Source organism: Plantactinospora sp. CA-290183 (assembly GCF_050936375.1).
Lineage (GTDB): Bacteria > Actinomycetota > Actinomycetes > Mycobacteriales > Micromonosporaceae > Plantactinospora.
Genome location: NZ_JBNJMX010000009.1, coordinates 14,501 through 34,389, shown reverse-complemented (window position 1 = coordinate 34,389; position 19,889 = coordinate 14,501). Strand labels below are relative to the sequence as shown.

Sequence of the window (19,889 nt, the reverse complement as noted above, 5' to 3'; positions counted from 1 at the left end):
ATGAGTGTCTGGGAGGCGTTGGCCGGTCGCGCCCCCGGCCAGTCGCTCGGTCCGGCCGAGCCGGACGTCTGGACCGCCGTCGTCGAACGGCTCAACCCGGCCCGGGCCCGCCCGGTGCTGCGGCCCGGGATCGAGCGGGCGGAGCTGGTCTCGGTACGCGGCGTGCCGTACGTGATGCTCCGCTCGCCGGACCCCGGTGCCGACGCCTGCTACCTGCGGCTGACGCCGGAGGAGTGGCGGCTCGCCGAGTTGATGGACGGCACCCGGACCGTGGCCCGACTGGTCGCGGAGTTCGCCCGGATCGCCGGCCGGCTCGCCCCGGACCAGGTGACCCGGGTGGTGGCCGACCTGGCCGGCAACCGGATGCTGGTCGAACTTCCGGTGGACGTCTTCACCCCGCTGGACCGGGTCTCCCGCCGGCTGTGGCCGGTACGCCTGGGCCGGAGCATCGTCGCCGCCGCCCAGGGCCGGCGGGTCGTGCTGGCCGACGTGGACACAGGCGTCGACCGGCTCTACCGGGCCGGCGGGCGGCTGCTCTTCACCCGGGTGGCCGCCGTGCTCCTCGGCCTGGTGGCGGGGGCCGGGCTGGCTCTGTTCGGCTGGACGTGGTGGGCCGGCGACCAGTCCCTCTTCCTGACCGACGGGTCGTACGCGCTGGGTGCGGCGGTGCTGCTCGGGCTCAACGTCCTCGCGCTGGCCAGCCACGAGCTGGGCCACGCCCTGGCGACCCGGCACGCCGGCCGGCGGGTCCCCGCCGCCGGCTTCCTGGTCTACTTCGGCATCCCGTCGGTCTTCGTCGACACCACCGACGTCTGGATGGCCGGCCGCCGGGCCCGGATGCTCACCACGGCGGCCGGACCCGCGTCCGGGTTGGTCCTGGCGGGCCTCGCCCAACTCATCGGGGTGCTGGTGCCCGAGGCGGCGCCGTGGACGTTCAAGCTCGCCTTCGCCTGGTACCTCAACGTCCTGATCAACCTCAACCCCTTCCTGGCCCTGGACGGCTACTACCTGCTGATGGACTGGCTGGAGATCCCGAACCTGCGCAGGCGGGGGATGGATTTCGTGCTGGCCCGGATCCAGCGCCGGCCACCCGGATGGGCGCAGCTCGACCGGGAGGGCAGGATCGTCGCCCTGTACGGCACCCTGGCCATGCTCTGGGCGGGCATCTCGGCCAACGTGGGCTGGCGGATCTGGACCGACCGGGTGCAGGGCCTGGTCATCGGCCTGTGGCAGTCCGGTTGGCCGTCCCGGCTGCTGCTCGCCGCCGTGGTCGCCGGGTTGACGGCGCCGTTGGTGTACGCGGTGGTCGGCGCGCTGGCCCGGCGGCTGCGCGACCGCTGGGCGCGGCGGCGGCAGCGGCTCGACCTGCCGCGCCGGCTGGCCGCGCTGCGCGCCTCGCCGCTGGGCCGGCTGCCCGCCGAGCAGCTGGCCGAGCTGGCCGGGCGGGCCGCCTGGCTGCGTCCCCGTGCCGGTGAGCACCTCGTCGCCGCGGGTGCCGCGCAACCGCGCGTCTACGTCGTGGTCGACGGAGCGCTGGAGGCCCGGCGCCCCGGCGACCCCGGGGGACTCGTGCGGGAGCGGGTCGGGCCGGGCGGCGTGGTGGGGCTCGCCAACGCCCTCACCGGTACGCCGGCCAGCCTGACGTGGCGCACCGCCGGCACCACCCTGCTCGGACTGCCGGCCGCGGACGTGGTCCGGGTGGTGGGCCCGCTCCCCGGTCCGCCGCCCGGTGAGCGGGCCGAGGCCGAGGAGCTGTTCGCCGAGGCGCCCGCCCTGCGGGGACTGGCCGTCGAGGACCGGTTGGGGCTGGTCGCCGGCGCCCGGGCGGCCGCGGTCGGGCCGGGCGAACCGGTCACCCTCTCCGGTGCCGACGAGGCGGTGCTGGTGCAGAGCGGGGTGGTGGAGCTGCCCGACGGCACCCAACTGCGCCGGGGCACGATGATCGGCCCGGCCGGCGAGGCGGACGCGGGTGCGGTGGCGACCGCCCGTACGTCGGTCCGGGTCTGGAACGTGCCGGCGGTCAGCGGAGTTCCGCTGCTCCTCGGCCCGGAAGCGGCGTCCGTCGCCCCGGCGGCGGGTACGCCCGGCGGCGCGCCCCGGATCGGCGTACACCCCGGGGCCGGTTACCCGCCGCTGGCCGCGCCGCCCGGCCCGCCACCGGACAACGTGGACTCCGACGCCGACGGCCGGTTCGAGCGGAAGCTGTGGTGGCTGGTCCTGCTCCTCCTGCTGCTGACGCTGCTCGCCACGGCCGGCAACCTGCTGCCGGGGCCGGCCTGGGCGGAGATGCCCACGGACCGGGTGCTGCTGTCGGCACAGCGCGGGCCGGTCGAGGTGACGCAGCGGGGCCGGGTGGTGCGCGTGGCCGAGCGCGGGATCTACGTCGGTACGGGGGACCGGATCCGGGTGCCGGAACGCTCCCGCGCCCTGCTGACCTTCCGGGGCGGGTCGACGGCCGTCCTCTGCGCCGGTACCCGGGCCGTGGTCGGCAGGATCTGGAGCGAGGGGATCCGGCCGAGCGCCCCGCACGGGCGGTTGACGCTGGACGCCGGCCGGCTGCTGGCCGACAGCACGGGCCGCGCCGACGCCTTCACCCCGTTGACGCTGGTGGTGGCCCGCTCCGTGGATCCCGTCGGGGGCGCGGGTGCGGTCGGCAACCGGGGCGCGGCCCGGTACGCGGTCTCGGTGCCGGACGTCGAGGTGGCGGCCGGCGAGGTCCGGGTGGCCGGGGTGCGGCAACCGGCCACCGGCCGGGACCTGGGCTGCGGCGACGGACCGGCGACGGGGCAGCCGACCCCCGTACCCACGCCGGGCACCGCGACGCCGACCGCGACCCCGACGCCGGGCCCGAGCCCGACGCCGACCCCGGTGCCGACCCCGGGTCCCGCCACCGGCGGGCCCCGCCCGACCTCCACCGGTCCGGGCGGCGGACCGGCGAGGACCAGCGGGCCGCCCCCGACCACGCCCTCGGCCACCCGGCCGGCCCCCACGCCGCCGCCCCGGACGACGCCACCGGCTCCCACCCCGCCCCCCGCTACGCCGCCCAACCGGGTCGGGCCGGCCTTCTCTGACGTCTCCGTGGACCGGACCATCCCCCGCCTGCTCTGTGGCCTGAACGGCTCCTCGAAGCTCGGCGGGACGGTGACCGACGACGACACCCCGGCCTCCCGGATCCAGGTCACCGCGCGGTGGTACCTCGGCGAGGCGGCGGCCGTCCCGGTGCGGCTGAAGCGCTCCGGCGAGCGGTTCTGGGGCAGGGTCGTGGTGCCCTGTACGGTGTCGAACCCCCGCGGCGCGGTGATCAGGGTGGTGGTCCGCGCGGTGGACGGTGCCGGCAACCGCACCGAGACCACCGAGATCATCAAGCTCAAACCGTGCCTGGATCTGTTGTGACCGTCTGTGGGGGGTGACGGCGGTGCGCCCATCGGGCCGGAACCGCCATGCCCGGTGAGGAGTTGTGGTGCTCTGTTGGTTCTGCCCCAAGGCGGCCCGGGGCGGCTGCCGGTTCTGCGGGCGCGGGGTGTGCGAGGACCACGCCCGGTTCGGCCCCTACCTGCTGGAGGTGCACCGGTCCGAGGCGCGCGGCCGGGTCGAGGGACTGGTGGTGGAGGACGCGCTGCGCTGCGGCACCTGTCGGCCGCGTCCGCAGCCGGTACCGATGCCGGAGTTGGACTGAGGGCTCGGGGCGGGGCTAGCCTGGGGGTCGGGTGACGAGGAGGCGACCATGAGTGACTTCGATGTCGTGTTGGAGCGCCTGCTGACCGACCCCCTCTTCGCCGCCGCGCTCGCCGGCGACCCGGACGGTGCGCTCGCCGGCTACCAGCTCGAGGCCGACGAGCAGGACCTGCTCCGGCTGCAGGTCGGTGTCGACCCGGGCGCCCGGGAGAGCGACGCCGACCGGACCAACGTGGAGGGCCGGACCAATCAGTCCAGCCTCTCCGGCATGTTCACCCCGCTCGTCGGCGCGCTCGGCGGGCTCACCCTCTCCAGGGACGTGGTCAAGCCCGCCCTGCCGACCGGCGGCTTCGGCGCGGCGGCTCCGGCCGGGGCTCTCGGCGCGGCGGTGCCGGTCGAGGGCTTCGGCGCGGCGGTGCCGGTCGACGGGGTCGGCGCGCCGGCCGCGCCGCTGGGTGACTGCGCCCCGGCCGCCGTACCGCTGGGCGGGCCGGGCCAACCCGGTGCCGGGCTTGCGGCCGGCGGACTGGCCGGGCTCGGTGACGAGATCGGCGAGTCGATCCGTACCGCGACCGACGCGGCGGCCGTCGCCGCCGACGGCGGCCTGGCGGGAGCCCTGGCCGGCGCCGAGGTCGGTGGCGGTTCCCCGGGCCCGGCGGCCGAGGTGGTTCCGCCGCTGCCGGAGGGGTACCGGACCCGGGTCGACGTGGACGGTGACGGGGACTGGGACCGGCACACCCTGCACGGACGCGCGGACGGCGGCGTGGACATCCAGGTCGACCTCGACCGCGACGGCCGCGCCGACTTCGTCGGTCACGACCTGGACGGCGACCGCCTGGTCGACGTGAGCGAGTACGACGAGGACGGCGACGGCTTCTTCGAGCGGCGGATGCACGACGAGGACGGCGACGGCTGGATGGACCGGACCGTACGGGTCGACCCGCCACCCGCCTGAGTCGCCCGGGACCCGGCCGGTACGGTCGGGCGGCCCGCGCGGTGGTGGCCCCCGACCGCCGTTCGACCCGGCATTGACCAACCTCACCGAATCAGGGCTGGCGCCGGTGACGTTGTGCCCGGACGATGGCGGCAGGAGGTGGTCGCCGTGGTCAGCATCACCACCGACCGGCTGACGAAGATCTTCGCCGACGGCACCGTCGCGGTCGACGACGTGAGCATCGAGATCAGCTCGGGCGAGTTCGTCGCCCTGCTCGGGCCGACGGGGTGTGGCAAGTCGACGGTCCTGCGCCTGGTGGCGGGGTTGGAGGAGCCGACCAGCGGGCGCGTCCTGATCGACGGGGAGCCGGTGCCGCTGGGCGTGGGACGGGACGGGCGGCTCTCCATGGTCTTCCAGGACTACGCCCTCTATCCACATCTGACGGTCGCGCAGAACATCGGTTTCCCGCTGCGCAGCGGCGCGGAGCCGGCGGCCGGGGTTGCGGCCCGGGTCGCCGAGGTCGCCGAACAGCTCGGCATCACCGAGCTGCTCTCCCGGATGCCCGGCCGGCTCTCCGGTGGGCAGCGCCAACGGGTGGCGATGGCCCGCGCCATCGTCCGGAGCCCGCGGGCGTTCCTCCTCGACGAGCCGCTGTCCAACGTGGATGCCGGGCTCCGGGTCGAGCTTCGGCTGGAGGTCGCCGCGCTCGCCCGCCGGCTGGCGGTGACCACGCTGTACGTGACGCACGACCAGGTCGAGGCGATGACGATGGCCGACCGGGTCGCGGTGCTGCGCCGGGGCATGCTCCAGCAGATCGGTCCCCCGGACGAGGTGTACCGGGACCCGCACACCCTCTTCGTCGCGGCGTTCATCGGTACGCCCCGGGCGAACCTGATGCAGGCCGCCGTCTACCGGACCGAGGACGGTGGGGTGGTGCTCGACCTCGGGTCACAGCTGATCGAGCTGCCGCCCGGCGACCCCCGGACCCGCCGGTTGGCACAGCGGCACACCGAGCGGGTCACCCTGGCGTTGCGCGCCGACGCGCTCACCCCGGTCGCCGCCGGGACCGCCGGTCCGGTGCTCACCGGCGCGGTGCGGCTGGTCGAGAACCTCGGCCACGAGGCGCTGGTGCACGTGGCGACCGGTACGGTGCCGACGTCGGCGAGCCAGGCCCGACTGGAGCACCCGGATGGTCAGCACCTCTCCACGCTGCTCTCCGACGAGCTGCCGGCCGGGCATCCCTTCCGGGACACGATCTCGCGGATGCTGCCCCATTCCCGGACGGAGCCGCCGCGCGCCACCGCCCGCACCGAGTACGGCTTCTACCCGGTCTACGACCCGGAACTGGGGGACGATCCGCCGATCGCCGGGGAGCTGGTGGTCCGGGTACCGGCGCCGGTCCTGCCGCGTACCGGAGATCTGATCACGCTCGCCGTCGACCCGGACCGGCTGCTCCTCTTCGACCACGCCGGCGACCGGATCCGCCTGACCTGACGGCCCGCCCGCCGCACCGGCCCCGGCGGGGCGGCGTCACACCGCCGTGGCCAACCGGAGCAGTGCCGCGTCGAGCAGTTCGGCGTACTCCGCGGTTATCGAGCCCTCGCTGACCCGGATCGCGACCTTCTCCCGCAGCCGGGCCACCCGCACGGTCAGGTCCACCGGCCCGGCGGCCAGGTCGGTCCGGAGGTTGCGGAGCAGGTTGCGCAGGTCCACTCCGGCGTGGTCGCGGATCGCGGCGGTCGCCACGCCGTCGTCGACGATCTGGTCGAGCTGGGAGACCGCCTCGACCACGGTGCCGGCCGTGCCGGTGCCGGTCGGTCCGCCCCTCCCGCCCGGTGGCGGCGCCACCGGCGCCGCCGACGAGCCGCCGCCGAACGGCGGTGACGCCGTCGCCGGCGCCCCGGACCCGGTCGCGGTCGCGGTGGGCGCCCCCGCCGGCTGCGACGGTGAGCCGCCGTCGAGGGTCGACCCGAGGAGGACGGCCGCGGTGAGCAGGACCAGCGCGGCGGTGCCGAACACGAGGACCCGGCCCGGCCGCGACAGTACGGTCACGGGTGCACCCGACGCGCCCGACGCCGCGCCCGCCGGTTGGGCCGGGATCGATTGGGCCACGACCGGTTGGGCCGGGATCGGTTGGGCCGGGACCGGTTGCGCCGCGACCGGTTGGGCCGGCGCGGGTTGGGCCGGCGCGGGTTGGGCCGGCGCGGTAGCCGGCTCAGGCGGCGGACCCGTCGGGGCGGTGCCGGCGGGCGGCGGGGCCGGCGCGCCGGCCGGGGCGAGGGCCGGCGGGCGTTGGCCGCGCAGCGATTCGGCGACCTGTGCCGCCGTGGGACGCTCGGCCGGGTCGCGGGCCAGGCAGCGCAGGCAGATCTCGGCCACCGCCGGCGGCACGTCCGGCACGCCGGTCAGGGTCGGCACCGTGCCGGCCCGCAGCGCCCGGGTCAGGTCGTCCCAGGTGTCGGCCGGGAAGGGGACCCGGCCGGTCAGCGTCTCGTAGAGCAGCACACCGAGGGAGTACGTGTCCGTCGCCGGCTGGGCCGGAAGCCCGTCCAGCCGCTCCGGGGCGACGTACGCCGGGGTGCCGAACGTCTCGCCGTCCTCGTCCTCGTCCGGCGCGCCGACGTGGGTGGCGATGCCGAAGTCGAGCACCTTCGCCCCGGAAGCCGTCATCATGATGTTCGCCGGGGTGATGTCCCGGTGCACGATGCCCAGCCGGTGTGCGGCGGCCAGGGCCTCGGCCACCTGCGCGCAGATCTCCACCGCCGCGGGCCAGGGCAGCGCCCCGGCGGTCAGCCGGGCCTCCAACTCCTCGCCGGTCAGCAGTTCCATCACCACGAACGCGATGATCTCGCCGTCCGGGCCCACCGCCTCGCCGTAGTCGTGTACGGCGGTGACGTGCGGGTGCACGAGCTGGGCGGCGGCCCGGGCCTCCACCCGGACCATCTCCCGGAACTTCCCGTCGGCGGCGAGCGAGGGGGCGAGCACCTTCACCGCCACCACCCGGTCCAGCACCTCGTCCCGGGCTCGCCAGATCACCGACATGCCGCCGGCGCCGATCTGGTCGATCAGACGGTACCTGCGGGCGAGCAGGCCGCCCGCCTGCAGTGCTGCCATCGTTCGTCGCACCTGCCTGGGAAGTCGGGGGCACCCGTCCGGCGACGCCGGGGTTGTATCAGGCTCGGTGAATGAGTCCGTCCTGTCAACGGGCGACCGCGCGGCGGGCATTTGCCGTCGATCCGGACAGCCGGCCCGGCCCCCGGGGACAGCGCCGAACGATCTTGCGAGTGCCCGGGCCCGGCCGGGTTGGGTGGGCCGTGCCAGGATGAACGACATGGTCAGCGGTCCGGTGGCGTTCGTGCTCGGCGGTGGGGGTGTGCTCGGTGCCGTCGAGGTCGGCATGCTGCGGGCGCTGTTCCGCTACGGAATCCAACCGGACCTGGTGGTCGGTACGTCGATCGGCGCGGTGAACGGCGCCCTGGTCGCCGCCGACCCCTGCGAGGCGGTCACCGACCGGCTCGTCCGGCTCTGGGCGTCACCGGAGGCGAGTGAGATCTACGGCGACTCGATCGCCCGGCAGTTGCGGCGGTTCGCGGCCCGTACCCACCTGCACTCGCCGCGCCCGCTGCGCCGGCTGCTGGAGGCCGAGCTCGGCGCCGAGACGCTCTTCACCGACCTGAAGGTGCCGTTCCGGTGCTGCGCGGCCAGCATCGAGCGGGCCGCCGAACACTGGTTCAGCAGCGGGCTCGTGGTGCCCGCGGTGCTCGCCTCGGCCTCGGTACCCGGCCTGCTGCCGCCGGCCCCGATCGGCGGGGAGCACTTCGTCGACGGCGGGATCGTCAACTCGATCCCGGTCGGCGAGGCGGTGCAGATGGGGGCGCGGCAGATCTTCGTCCTCCAGGTGGGCCGGATCGAGCGCCCGCTGAGCCCACCCCGGCGCCCGTGGGAGGTCGCCCAGGTGGCCTTCGAGATCGCCCGGCGGCACCGCTTCGCCCGGGAGATGGCGGTGCTGCCGGACGACGTGGACGTACACGTGCTGCCCACCGGGGGCGTCGCCCCACGGGACGACACGCCGTGGGCGTACCGGGACATGACCGCGATCGGGCGGCGGATCAGCCGCGCCTACACCGCCTCCCGCCGCTACCTGGTCGAGCACGTGGAGCGCCCCTGATGCCGTTGCCACCCCGGTGGATCCGGCGGCTCGTGCTCGCCCCGGGCATCGTGCTGCTCGCCGTGCTGGCGGTGACCACGCTGCCGCTGTGGCTGGTTGTCGCCGCGGCCGCCTCGCCGCTGGTCCCCGGCTACCTCCGCCCGCTGCGGGTGCTCTGGCTGGCCATCGTCTACCTGCTCTGGGACGCCGCCGCGCTGGTCGCGCTCTTCGGGCTCTGGGTCGTCTCCGGCTTCGGTTGGCGGAAGCGGTCCCCGTCGTTGCAGCGGGCGCACTACGTACTGGCCGGGTGGTTCCTCACCTTCCTGTTCTGGCAGGCCCGCTGGACACTGCGGCTGCGCATCGACGTCGTCGGCACCGACCCCGACACCGCGCTGCCCGGCCGGCCCGAGCTGGTGCTGTGCCGGCACGCCGGGCCCGGCGACTCGTTCATCCTGATCCACGCACTGGTCAACTGGTTCAAGCGGGAACCGCGCATCGTCCTCAAGGACACCCTCCAGTGGGATCCCGCCGTCGACGTACTGCTCAACCGGCTGCCCAACCGGTTCATCGCCCCCCGGCGGCGTGACCCGGAACGGGTCGGCCCGCAGGAGCACGCCGGCCCGCCCCGGGAGAGCCTCACCGAGCAGATCGGGCACCTGGCGACCGGGCTGGACGCCGACGACGCGTTCGTGATCTTCCCGGAGGGGGGCAACTTCACCCCGCGTCGCCGGCTTCGCGCGATCGACCTGCTCCGGGCCCGCGGCCTGGAACGGATGGCCCGGAAGGCCGAGGCCATGCGGCACGTGCTCGCACCCCAGCCGGGCGGGGTCCTCGCCGCCCTGGACGCCGCCCCGGAGGCCGGGGTCATCTTCGTCGCGCACACCGGCCTGGACCGGATGCTCACGGTGGCCGACGTGTGGCGGGAACTTCCGATGGACAAGCGGATCGTGATGCGCTTCTGGTCCGTACCCCCGGAGGAGGTGCCGACCGACCGGCAGGAGCGCATCGACTGGCTCTTCGACTGGTGGGCGCGGATCGACAAATGGATCGACGCGCACCGGGATGAAACGGAGCCCGCGTAGGGTGCCCGGCGTGGAACAGATCTGCATCGTGACGACGGTGGTGGATGCCCGGGCGGTGGCCGACGTGCTGGCCGCCGCGGCAGTGGCCGGCCGGTTGGCGGCGTGCGCGCAGGTGGGCGGCCCGGTGGACAGCACCTACTGGTGGGAGTCGCGGATGGAGACCACCCGTGAGTGGTCGGTGCGGTTCAAGACCGCCCCCGACCGGGTGGAGGCGCTCATCGACCACGTCCGGGCCGGGCACCCGTACGAGGTGCCGGAGATCCTGGTGACCTGGGTGGAGAGCGGCAACCCCGACTACTCCGCCTGGCTGCACGCGCAGACCCGGCTCTAGGCGGGCCGTCCCGCGCCGGATAGGTACGCGCACTCTGTGCCGCGGGCCGCCGCTGCCGGATCCTGGCAGCGTGACCAATCCCGCGAACGCGTACCGCTGCCCCGGCTGTGGGACCGGCGCCGACCTGACCGGCGGCTGCCCCGGGTGCGGCCGGGGGCCCGATCCGGTCGCCGCCGAGGTGACCCGGCTGGACGCGGAGATCGTCGGCCTGACCGAGCGGGTGTTCCAGGCCGGGCAGGCCTACCAGGCGGCCACGGTGGCGTTGCAGGACGCCCGGCAGCGGCGCGAGATGCTGGCCCGGCAGGTGCGGTCGGCCCTGCGCGCCACGCCGCCGCCGCGCCAGCCGCCGCCCGAGCCGGCCGCCGCCGCGCCGGCCGGGACCGTGCCGGTCGGGCCGACACCCGCACCGGTACGCCCGGAGGCCTCCACCCGGACCGTGCAGAACGTCCTCTTCGTCCTGGGTGGACTGCTGCTCGGCACGGCGGCGGTCGTCTTCACCGTGGTGGCCTGGGCAACGGTCGGGATCGCGGGCCGGGCGTCGATCCTGGCCGGGCTGACCACGCTGGCGCTGGCCGGGCCCGTGCTGGCCCGGCGCCGGGGGCTCACCGCCACCGCCGAGACCTTCGCGGCGATCGGCCTGCTGCTGGTGGTGCTGGACGGCTACGCGGTCTGGGCCGTGGGGCTCTTCGGGGTGGACGGTTGGCCGACGGCCCGCTACGCCGCGCTGGTCGGGGGGGCCAGCGCGGCGGTGGCGGCGGGCTACCGGCGGTGGACCGGGCTCGCCGCGCCCTGGTTCGCCGGTCTGCTGCTGCTCCAGCCGGTGGTGCCGCTGCTCGCCCTCGACGCGGGGGTCGGCGTCGCCGGCTGGACGGTGGCCTTCGCCGGGTTGGCGGCGGTCAACCTGGGCCTGACCCGGGGGCGGGGAGGTGACGGACCGGCGGGTCGGCTCGACCTGGCCCGCCGGTCCGTCGCGGGGACCGGGTACGGCCTCGCGCTGCTGGCGGCGGCGGGCTGCGGCGCGGCCGCGCTGGTGACCGGTGCGCCCACCGCCGCGCTCGCCGGCGGGCCCCTGCTGCTGACCGCCCTGGTACTGCTCGCCGGGGCGCTCCGGCTGCGGGTGGCCGCCGCGGTGGCGGTGGCCGGCGGAGTCCTGGTGGTCGTGCTCGCCACCGGGCTCCTGCGTGCCGTCGCCGCCTCGCCGTGGCCACCGCTCGTCTCCGGCGCCCTGGCCGTCACGGCGCTCGCCGGTGCGCTCGCGGTGCTGCTCCACCGGCTGCCGCCGGGGGTACGGATCGGCCCCCGGGCCGGCGGCCTGCTCGTCACCGGTGCGCTCGCGGCGGTGACCGGGCTGATGACGCTGACGGTGGCGCTGGCCGTGGTGCTGGCCTCGCAGCCGCTCTGGTCGGCGGACCTGGCCGCCCGGACCGGGCCGTTCGACTGGCAGCTTCCGGTGGCGGTACCGCTGGCCACCGCCGCTCTCGGCGTGCTGCTGCCGCGCCGGGCCTGGCGACCGACGCTGCTGACCGGGGCCGTGCTCACCCTGCTGGCGTTGCCGACCGCGGTGCCGCTGCCCTGGTGGGCGATCTCCACCCTGGACCTCGTACTGGCGGCCGGGTTCGCGCTCGCCGCCGTACGCCGGGACCGCAGCCTCGCGGCGGCGGTGTCGCTGGCCGGTGCCGCCGTGCCGCTGGCCGGGCACGCGGTGCTGGTCGGCCTGGCCCGGCCCGGCGGTGCCGCCGCCGTCCTCGGCGGCCTGGTGCTGACCGGGGCGGCGGTCGCACTGGTCGCACTCCGGTCAACCGGTTCGGCGCACCGGCGGACGATCGGCGGATGCGGGCTCGCCGCCGCGGTGCTCGCCGCCCCGGCCGGCCTCACGCTCGGGCTCTTCGCCGCCGGTGTTCCGCCGTGGTGGCAGGCCCGCGCCGTGCTGGCCGCCGCGGTGCTGCTCTGCGCCGGGCTGCTGCCGCTGCGCCGGGCCGTTCCCGGCTACCTGCCGTACGCGGGCGCGGCGCTCTCGCTCGTCGCGCTGCCGGTCGGCCTGTCACCGGCCCTGCCCGGCGTCGCCGAACCCGGGGGGATGTACGCCGCCGGAGCGCTGCTGATCACTGTCACCGTGCTGCTGCTCTGCCGGACACCGGTGGCCGGCACACCCGTGGCCGGCACACCGGCGACCCAGTGGGCGCCGTCGCCCGTCTCCGTTTCGTCCCTGCTCTCCGGCGCCGTCCTGCTGACCCGGGCCGGGATCATTGCGCTGCCGGCGGTCGGCGCGCTCCTGGTCGCGCCGTACGGCTGGATCGGCCGGATCTGGTCGGGTCCGCCGGCCGGGGTCGGGCTGGGGCCGGAGGCCTGGCGGCCGGACGGCCACGCCACCCTCACCCTGCTGCTGCTCACCGTCGCCGGGGCGGCCGTCGGGCTGTTCCGGCGCACCGACGTCCGGTTCACGGTGCTGGTCACGGCCCCGCTCGCGCTGGCCACCGCCCTCGCCGGGCTGGCCGCCGCCGGTGCCCGCTGGCCCACCGTGCCCGCGCTGACCCTGCTGGGCGGGCTGGTCGGTCTCCTCGCCGTGGCGCTGGGTACCTCGGAGCGCCGGACCGTGCGGACCTGCGTACCGCTCGGGGTGCTCTTCGGGGCGGCGGGCCTGGCCGGGCTCCTGCCGGCGGAGGGGACCACCCTCGGCGGGCTGGCCCTGGTCGGGCTGGCCGGGTTGACCGCCGGTGCCGCGGGGCGGCTTCCGGCCGCCCGGGTCGCGGGCTGGCTGACCGCCGTCGCCGCCGGGGTGGCGGCGGCGATCGCGGCCTGCCTCGCCGCCGACCTGCCGGCCCGGATCGCCGCGCTGGCGGTCCTCGGGGTGGCGGCGCTGGCCCTGGCCGGCGGCACCGCGCTGCGCGGGCCGGCCCGGAGCGCGGCATCGGCCGTGCCACCGGCGGCCGGGCGAGGCGAGCGGGGGGCGGTCGGGGGCGCCCGGCGGGCCGAGGCGGTCGCGGTCGAGGCGGCCGGCCACCTCGCCGCGCTGGGCGCACTCGTCCTGACGGTCGGGGCGATCCGGCACGCGGCGGTGGTCTGCACGCTCTGGGGTGTGGCGCTGGGGCTGCGGGCGCTGCGCCCGGGGGAGCCGGCCGGGCGGCGCTGGACCTACACCGCGTCGGCCGCCGGAGCCGAACTGGCGGCGACGTGGCTGCTGCTCTCCGCCGCCCGGGTCGCGCTGGTCGAGGCGTACACGCTGCCGGCGGCGGTGCTCGGGGTGCTGGCCGGTTGGCTGGCGCTGCGGGCCTGGCCGGCGCTGAGCAGCTGGATCGGGTACGGCCCGGGGCTCGGTGCGGCACTGCTGCCGAGCCTGGTTTCGGTGCTCGTCATGGGGGAACAGCCGTGGCGGCGGCTGCTGCTGGGCGCCGGGGCGCTGGTCGTCGTACTGGCCGGGGCCCGGTGGCGGCGGCAGGCCCCGGTGGTGCTCGGCGGCGGGGTGCTCGCCGTACTGGCCCTGCGGGAGATGGTCGATGTCTGGGACCTGCTGCCCCGCTGGATCTTCCTGGCGGTCGGCGGCTCGGTGCTGATCGGCCTGGCCATGACGTACGAGCGGCGGCGCCGGGACCTGCGCCGGCTCCGGTCGGCCGTCACCCGGATGAGCTGACCGCCGCCGGGCGCTCCGACAGGGGGTAAGGCTATCCCTACCACCGATCCGGGGGTTCTCAGGGTTACTGAGTTGCGATCATCCGCCGGAGACTGGAGGTAGCGCTCACCCGACCGGTGGAGTGGAGATGCGACGTTCGGAGGAAAGCATGGTGGTCAGCGCGGTGACGGAGCCGGCGGTCCGGCGAGGAAGTGACTACTCACAGTTGTCGCGCCGGATCGGTCAGGCCGGGTTGCTGGAGCGCCGCACCGGCTGGTACGTGGCCCGGATCGCCCTGACCGTGGGGCTCTTCGTCGCCGGCTGGGCCGCCTTCGCGCTGGTCGGCGATTCGTGGTGGCAGATCCTGGTGGCGATCTTCCTCGCCGTCGCCACCACCCAGGTCGCCTTCCTCGGGCATGACGCCGGGCACCGGCAGATGTTCCGCAACCGGCGGGCCAGTGACGTGGCCGGGCTGCTTGCCGGCAACCTGGCGGTCGGACTCAGCTACGGCTGGTGGATCGACAAGCACAACCGGCACCACGCCAACCCGAACCACGAGGACGAGGATCCGGACGTCGGGGCGGGCGCCCTGGTCTGGACGCACGAGCAGGCGCGCGAGACCCGGGGATTCGGCCGGTGGATGGCGCGCCGGCAGGCGTACCTCTTCTTCCCGCTGCTGCTGCTGGAGGGGCTGGCGCTGCACGTGTCGAGCGTGCGGGCGCTGCGCGGCACACCGATGCGGCACCGCCGGGTGGAGGCGCTGCTGCTGGCCGTGCACGCGGTCGGCTACCTGGGCGTGATCTTCACCGTGCTGTCGCCGGTGCGGGCGCTGGTCTTCATCGCCATCCACCAGGGTCTCTGGGGCCTCTACATGGGCTGCTCGTTCGCGCCGAACCACAAGGGCATGCCGATGCCCACCGCCGAGGACGAGCTGGACTTCCTCCGCAAGCAGGTGCTGACCTCGCGCAACGTCCGGGGCGGGCGGTTCGTCGACTTCGCCCTCGGCGGCCTCAACTACCAGATCGAACACCACCTCTTCCCGAGCATGCCGCGGGCCAACCTGCGCCTCGCCCAGCCGATCGTCCGGGAGTTGCGCCGAGCGGGGCGTCGCCTACGAGGAGACCGGACTGCTCGACTCGTACGGGCAGGCGCTGCGGCACCTGCACGAGGTCGGCGCGCCGCTGCGGGACAACCCGGCACCGGTACGGAGCTGAGCCGGACGCCCCGCGCGGAGGCACGGAACGGGGGCGGCACCGTGATGGTGCCGCCCCCGTTCTCCGTTGCCCTGGACCGGTGGGTGCCCGGCCGGTCCGGCTACCTCAGATGTTGAAGCCGTCCAGCAGGGCCTGCGGCGCCTCGGTGACCTCGGAGGCGGCCGGCTTCGTCACCTCGACCGGGTCGCCGAAGCCCGAGTACGTCGTCTTGAGCTGGCCGAGGCTCGACAGCACGCTGCTCATGTCGATGGTGAACTCGACGAGGCGGCCCTGCGCGTCGGTCTTCGCGGTGAACGGGATCGCCTTGCCCTTCTCCCCGAGCTGCTGCAGGGTCTCCGCGTTGGCGTGCCGGGACTTCGACATGTCCATGGTGCCCGTGAAGCTGCCCTCGCCGGTCCGCTCGACGTCGACCATGCTGTTCACCAGGTTGCCGGCGCCGGAGGCGTCGTCCTTGGGCATCATGTCGAGGGTGGTGCCCTCCTTGACCTTCGAGGCGTCGACCCGCATCCACTTGTCGGGCATGCCCGGCATGCCGGCCATCTTCATGTAGATGTCGTTGTCGAGCGTGAGCAGTTCGATCTTCAGCGACTGCCCCTGCCCGGACATGGTCAGGCTCATCTTCCCCTTGTTGCCGGCCGGGTCGATGGCGCCGCTGCTCTCCATGCCGCTCATCGACATGGCCACCTTGACGGTGTCCTCGTTGAGCTTCTTGGCCGCCGCCGCGAGTTCGTCCGCCGCGCTGCGTGCCGGCGTCGTCTCGGTGCCGGTACCGGTGCCGCCGGTCGAACCGGCGTCGCTGTTGCAACCGGCGACTCCGAAGCTGAGCGTGGCAACCAGAGCCAATCCCGTGACCGCCAGCGGTCGAGTCTTCATCTGGGTTCTAGTCCCTTCCCCCTGTGATGCCACGCCGGCGGCATCGCCACCGTGACCGGGCCGTCGGCCAGCGTAGCGAACCGGAGCCAATATCGCCTTCCGGACGATCCCACCCGGAAGGCGGTCCGGTTCGGCGCGCTGCGTGACCCTGTCGGCGCGGACCGCTGTCGTACGGCGGGGACCAGCGGCAACGGCGGCCGCCCTGAGCCGGTTGGACACCACGGGAGGGAATCCCGGCGGTAAGGTCTGGCCATGGCAGAGGTGCTGGACGTGGAGGCGGTGCGGACCGGACTGGAGCGCCTGGACGGTTGGTCCGGCGACCCCGCCGGCATCGTCCGTACCGTCGAGCTGCCCGGATTCTCCGACGCGGTCGGTGTGGTGGACCGGGTCGCGGTGGTCGCCGAGGAGCTCGACCACCATCCCGACATCGACATCCGGTGGCGCACCGTGACCTTCCGGTGCTGCACCCATTCGGTGGGTGGGGTGACCCGTCGCGACTTCGAGCTGGCGGGGCAGATCGACGAGATTGTCCGGGGAGCGGCGTGAGATTCGAGATAAGCGGCAGTCCTCGACGCGATCGAGGGCCGGGTCAGCACGGATCCGCTGCTGGCCCGGGCGGTGCTCGACCTGGCGGAGGTGGTCCGCTTCGCGGACCTCGACGGTGGCCGGCCGGCCAGCATGCTCCGGCTGGGCATGGTGATCGACGCCCTGGGACGGCAACTGGAGGAGGACAACGTCCCGGTGTACGCGGTCGTGCACCGCGCGCTCCTGTCGGACGCCGACCTCACCTCCAACGAGCGCATGGTCGTACGCCGGTGGGCCGACGACGGCCTGGTCGAGGTGCTGAGCAGTCCCGGTGACCGGATCCTGGAGCTGGCCGACCTGCTCGGCCTGCCCGTGCTCAGCCGGAACCGGTTCGACGGGATGGCCGGGCGCTACCCCTGGCTGACCGGACAGCCGGGCCGGCTGCTGGCCCCCGTATCGGGGCGGGCGGCCCGGTCCTGATGGCCCGGGTGGGTGGCGGTGGCGGGCCGGTGACGCCCGGCCCGTCGCCCAGTGGGCGGAAACTGCTGACCCGGACCTGGCGGTGCAAGGAGCCGGGCTGCGTGCTCTTCGGCGGGGGTGGCGGCGGCGGGGCCTTCGCCGACCTGGCGGAGATCGACCGCAAGCCCCAGGGGCAGCCGCCGCCCACGCTGCGCACCGGGACGCCGACCTGCCCCCGGCACGAGCACCGGGTGACCGACGCCGGGCCGCGCCCGCAGTCGGAGGTGCTCTCGGTGCGGATCGGCGGCATGGTCCGGCGCCGGTTCGTGGTCACCGGCGCAGCTGTGGTCATGGGTGCTCCACCGGGAGGAGTTGCGATCCGGCTGGGGCAGTGGCTGAACGACGGCGGCGCGCCGCTGGATCAGCCGCAACCACGTCCGGTTCGAGCTGCGCGGTACGGAGCTGGTCGCGCAGGACGTCAGCACCAACGGCTCGGGGGTGCGCCCCGGCGGCTCGATGGAGGAGTCCGAGCGGCTCGCGCTGACCCACCAGCAGTCCCGGGTGATGCGCGGCGGCGACATCGTGGAGCTCTACCCCGGCGTGCAGATCGCCCGCTCCAGCACGTGGACCTCGGGCGGCGTCGCCAACCCGACCTCGGTGATGGCGGAGGCGCCGACCATGGCGATGCGGGTGGTCGACCGGGCCTGACCGTCGTGGTGCCGTGCGCCGGGGCCGGTGACGGGCCCCGGCGCACGGCTTCAGCGCAGGATGGCGCGGAGCTGCTCCACGGCGTGGTCCAGCTCCTCGGCGGTGATCACCAGCGGGGGAGCCAGCCGGATCGTGGAGCCGTGGGTGTCCTTGGCCAGCACCCCGCGCTCGGCCAGCCGCTCGCACGCCTGGCGGCCGGTCATCAGCGCCGGGTCGATGTCGACGCCGGCCCAGAGCCCCCGGCCCCGTACGGCGACCAGGCCCTCGCCGACCAGCGCCCGCAGCGCGGTGTGCAGCCGGGCGCCCAGCTCGGTCGAGCGGCGCTGGAACTCGCCGGTGGCGAGCAGCCGGACCACCTCGGTGGCGACGGCGCAGGCCAACGGGTTGCCGCCGAAGGTGGAGCCGTGCTGGCCGGGGCGCAGCACCCCGAGCACGTCCGCGTCGGCGGCCACCGCCGAGACCGGCACGATCCCGCCGCCGAGCGCCTTGCCGAGCAGGTACATGTCGGGCCGGACGCCCTCGTGGTCGCAGGCGAAGGTCTCGCCGGTCCGGCCGAGCCCGGACTGGATCTCGTCGGCGACGAAGAGCACGTTCCGCTCGGTGCAGAGCCGCCGCACCCCGGGCAGGTAACCGGGGGGTGGTACGACCACGCCCTGCTCGCCCTGGATCGGCTCCAGCAGCACCGCGACCGTGGTCTCGTCGACCGCCTCGGCCAGCGCGGCGAGGTCGCCGTAGGGCACGATCCGGAACCCCGGGGTGTACGGCCCGAAGTCGTCCCGGGCGACCGGGTCGGTGGAGAAGCTGACGATGGTGGTGGTACGGCCGTGGAAGTTGCCCTCCGCGACCACGATGGTGGCCCGGTCGCTCGGCACGCCCTTGACCTGGTAGCCCCACTTCCGGGACACCTTGACCGCGGTCTCCACCGCCTCGGCGCCGGTGTTCATCGGCAGCACGAGTTCCTTGCCGCAGAGCTCCGCCAACTCGCGGCAGAAGTCGGCGAACTGGTCGTGCACGAAGGCCCGGCTGGTCAGGGTGAGCCGGTCGAGCTGGGCGTGCGCGGCGGCGATCAGGGCCGGGTGCCGGTGGCCGAAGTTCAGCGCCGAGTAGCCGGCCAGGCAGTCCAGGTAGCGCCGGCCGTCGATGTCGGTCACCCAGGAGCCCTCGGCCGAGGCGATCACCACGGGGAGCGGGTGGTAGTTGTGCGCGGTCCAGCGCTCGGCGTCCCTGACCGCCGCCGGGGTGCGCAGCATGTCGTCCACGATCACTTGGTCGCCTCTCGTTCCCGCTCCGACGGACGGTCCCGGAGCACCAGGGTGCAGCACTTCGGTCCGCCACCGGCCTTGCGCAGCTCGGACATATCAACGCCAATTGTGTCGTATCCGCGGTCCCGGAGTGCGGCCGACAGTCCGGTGGCCTGCGCCGGAAGTACGACGTGCCGGCCGTCGCTGACCGCGTTCAGGCCGAGCACCCGGGCGTCGGACTCGGTGGCCAGCACCGCGTCCGGGAAGAGCCGGCGCAGCACCGCCTGGCTGCCGGGGGAGAACGCCGCCGGCAGGTACGCCACGGTCCGGTCGTCGAGTACGCAGAGCGCGGTGTCGAGGTGGTAGAAGCGCGGGTCGACCAGGCGCAGGGTCACCACCGGCCGGCCGAACACCTCCTGGAGGTGGGCGTGGGCCGCGTGCGAGGTACGGAAACCGGTGCCGGCGAGCAGCAGGTCGCCGACCGGCAGGATGTCGCCCTCGCCCTCGTTGACGTGCTTGGCCTCGTGCACCTCGAACCCGGCCCGGTCGAGCCAGTGGGCGTACGCGGGTGCCTCGTCCGCGCGCTGCGGGTCGCGGAACTGCACCGCGAGGGCGCGGCCGTCGACCACGGTCGCGCCGTTGGCCGCGAACACCATGTCGGGCAGCCCCGGCACCGGTTCGATCTCCTCGACCGTGTGCCCCAGGTCCCGGTACACCTGCCGCAGCGTCTCCCACTGCCGTACCGCCAGGGCGGGGTCGACGTCGCCGGTGGGGTCCATCCAGGGGTTGATGGCGTACTCGACGGCGAAGTACGTGGGCCGGCACATCAGATAGCGTCGGCCGCTCGGCGTCGGCGAGCCGTCCGGCGTCGGCCGGCCTGCAACGGCGGCGTGCAACGTCATGGTCGTGCTCCCAGGGATCGGGCGCGCCCGGCCTCGGTGCGGCTCGCGGCTGGCGCCGAACCCAACGCTATGTCCGGCCGCCGGCCGAATCCACCGGCGATGATTGCGTCCTGTCGCCGATCGTTGCGTCTGCGCCCAGGTCGACCGTTGATTCGTTGCGTGTGCGTTTCCGGGTGCGGGTCGTGCCGGGG

13 protein-coding genes and 2 pseudogenes are annotated in these 19,889 nt (G+C 75.0%); 11 read left to right on the top strand and 4 right to left on the bottom strand.

The features are described from left to right. The 4 genes from ACQEUR_RS16635 (at position 1) to ACQEUR_RS16620 (ending at position 6,103) form a co-directional block, all read left to right on the top strand. On the top strand, positions 1-3,393 hold the full coding sequence (locus ACQEUR_RS16635; protein WP_433031483.1) for a cyclic nucleotide-binding protein: 3,393 nt from the start codon (positions 1-3) through the stop codon (positions 3,391-3,393). A 67-nt stretch (positions 3,394-3,460) separates the two neighbouring features. Next, positions 3,461-3,676 (top strand): hypothetical protein, encoded by a 216-nt coding sequence (locus tag ACQEUR_RS16630; protein WP_433031480.1) that lies wholly within the window; start codon positions 3,461-3,463, stop codon positions 3,674-3,676. 48 nt (positions 3,677-3,724) lie between these two features. Next, positions 3,725-4,630, top strand: coding sequence for a hypothetical protein (locus tag ACQEUR_RS16625; protein ID WP_433031478.1), 906 nt, complete (start codon positions 3,725-3,727; stop codon positions 4,628-4,630). A 147-nt stretch (positions 4,631-4,777) separates the two neighbouring features. Then, entirely contained in the window at positions 4,778-6,103 is a 1,326-nt protein-coding gene (locus ACQEUR_RS16620) for an ABC transporter ATP-binding protein (RefSeq protein ID WP_433031475.1), read from the top strand. A 36-nt stretch (positions 6,104-6,139) separates the two neighbouring features. Here the strand turns inward: ACQEUR_RS16620 and ACQEUR_RS16615 are convergent, their stop codons facing one another. Beyond that, complete coding sequence (locus tag ACQEUR_RS16615) at positions 6,140-7,723, bottom strand: serine/threonine-protein kinase (protein WP_433031472.1); 1,584 nt, start codon at positions 7,721-7,723, stop codon at positions 6,140-6,142. A 217-nt stretch (positions 7,724-7,940) separates the two neighbouring features. On the opposite strand from ACQEUR_RS16615, the gene ACQEUR_RS16610 reads away from it, so the two are divergent. The 5 genes and pseudogenes from ACQEUR_RS16610 (at position 7,941) to ACQEUR_RS16590 (ending at position 14,990) form a co-directional block, all read left to right on the top strand. Further along, complete coding sequence (locus ACQEUR_RS16610) at positions 7,941-8,777, top strand: patatin-like phospholipase family protein (protein WP_433031469.1); 837 nt, start codon at positions 7,941-7,943, stop codon at positions 8,775-8,777. Beyond that, a complete protein-coding gene (locus ACQEUR_RS16605; protein WP_433031466.1) occupies positions 8,777-9,838 on the top strand; it encodes a 1-acyl-sn-glycerol-3-phosphate acyltransferase in 1,062 nt (353 codons plus the stop codon). The genes ACQEUR_RS16610 and ACQEUR_RS16605 overlap by 1 nt, the downstream gene beginning before the upstream one ends. Positions 9,839-9,848: 10 nt before the next feature. Beyond that, on the top strand, positions 9,849-10,169 hold the full coding sequence (gene cutA, locus ACQEUR_RS16600; RefSeq protein WP_433031464.1) for a divalent-cation tolerance protein CutA: 321 nt from the start codon (positions 9,849-9,851) through the stop codon (positions 10,167-10,169). A 70-nt stretch (positions 10,170-10,239) separates the two neighbouring features. Continuing rightward, entirely contained in the window at positions 10,240-13,797 is a 3,558-nt protein-coding gene (locus tag ACQEUR_RS16595; RefSeq protein ID WP_433031461.1) for an SCO7613 C-terminal domain-containing membrane protein, read from the top strand. 148 nt (positions 13,798-13,945) lie between these two features. After that, positions 13,946-14,990 (top strand): annotated as a pseudogene (locus ACQEUR_RS16590) (fatty acid desaturase family protein). Positions 14,991-15,095: 105 nt separating this feature from the next. Here the strand turns inward: ACQEUR_RS16590 and ACQEUR_RS16585 are convergent. Beyond that, complete coding sequence (locus ACQEUR_RS16585; RefSeq protein WP_433031458.1) at positions 15,096-15,863, bottom strand: hypothetical protein; 768 nt, start codon at positions 15,861-15,863, stop codon at positions 15,096-15,098. Between the two features lie 252 nt (positions 15,864-16,115). On the opposite strand from ACQEUR_RS16585, the gene ACQEUR_RS16580 reads away from it, so the two are divergent. Beyond that, positions 16,116-16,409 (top strand): 4a-hydroxytetrahydrobiopterin dehydratase, encoded by a 294-nt coding sequence (locus tag ACQEUR_RS16580; protein WP_433031455.1) that lies wholly within the window; start codon positions 16,116-16,118, stop codon positions 16,407-16,409. Further along, positions 16,406-17,555, top strand: a pseudogene (locus tag ACQEUR_RS16575) (FHA domain-containing protein). The gene ACQEUR_RS16580 and the pseudogene ACQEUR_RS16575 overlap by 4 nt, the downstream one beginning before the upstream one ends. Positions 17,556-17,605: 50 nt before the next feature. Here ACQEUR_RS16575 and rocD read toward each other — a convergent pair. Together rocD and ddaH are read right to left on the bottom strand one after the other, a co-directional pair. Further along, entirely contained in the window at positions 17,606-18,817 is a 1,212-nt protein-coding gene (rocD, locus tag ACQEUR_RS16570; protein WP_433031714.1) for an ornithine--oxo-acid transaminase, read from the bottom strand. Next, the gene (ddaH, locus tag ACQEUR_RS16565; protein ID WP_433031452.1) at positions 18,817-19,698 is read right to left on the bottom strand and encodes a dimethylargininase; all 882 of its coding nucleotides are present in this window, start codon (positions 19,696-19,698) and stop codon (positions 18,817-18,819) included. The genes rocD and ddaH overlap by 1 nt, the downstream gene beginning before the upstream one ends. Between the last annotated feature and the right edge of the window lie 191 nt (positions 19,699-19,889).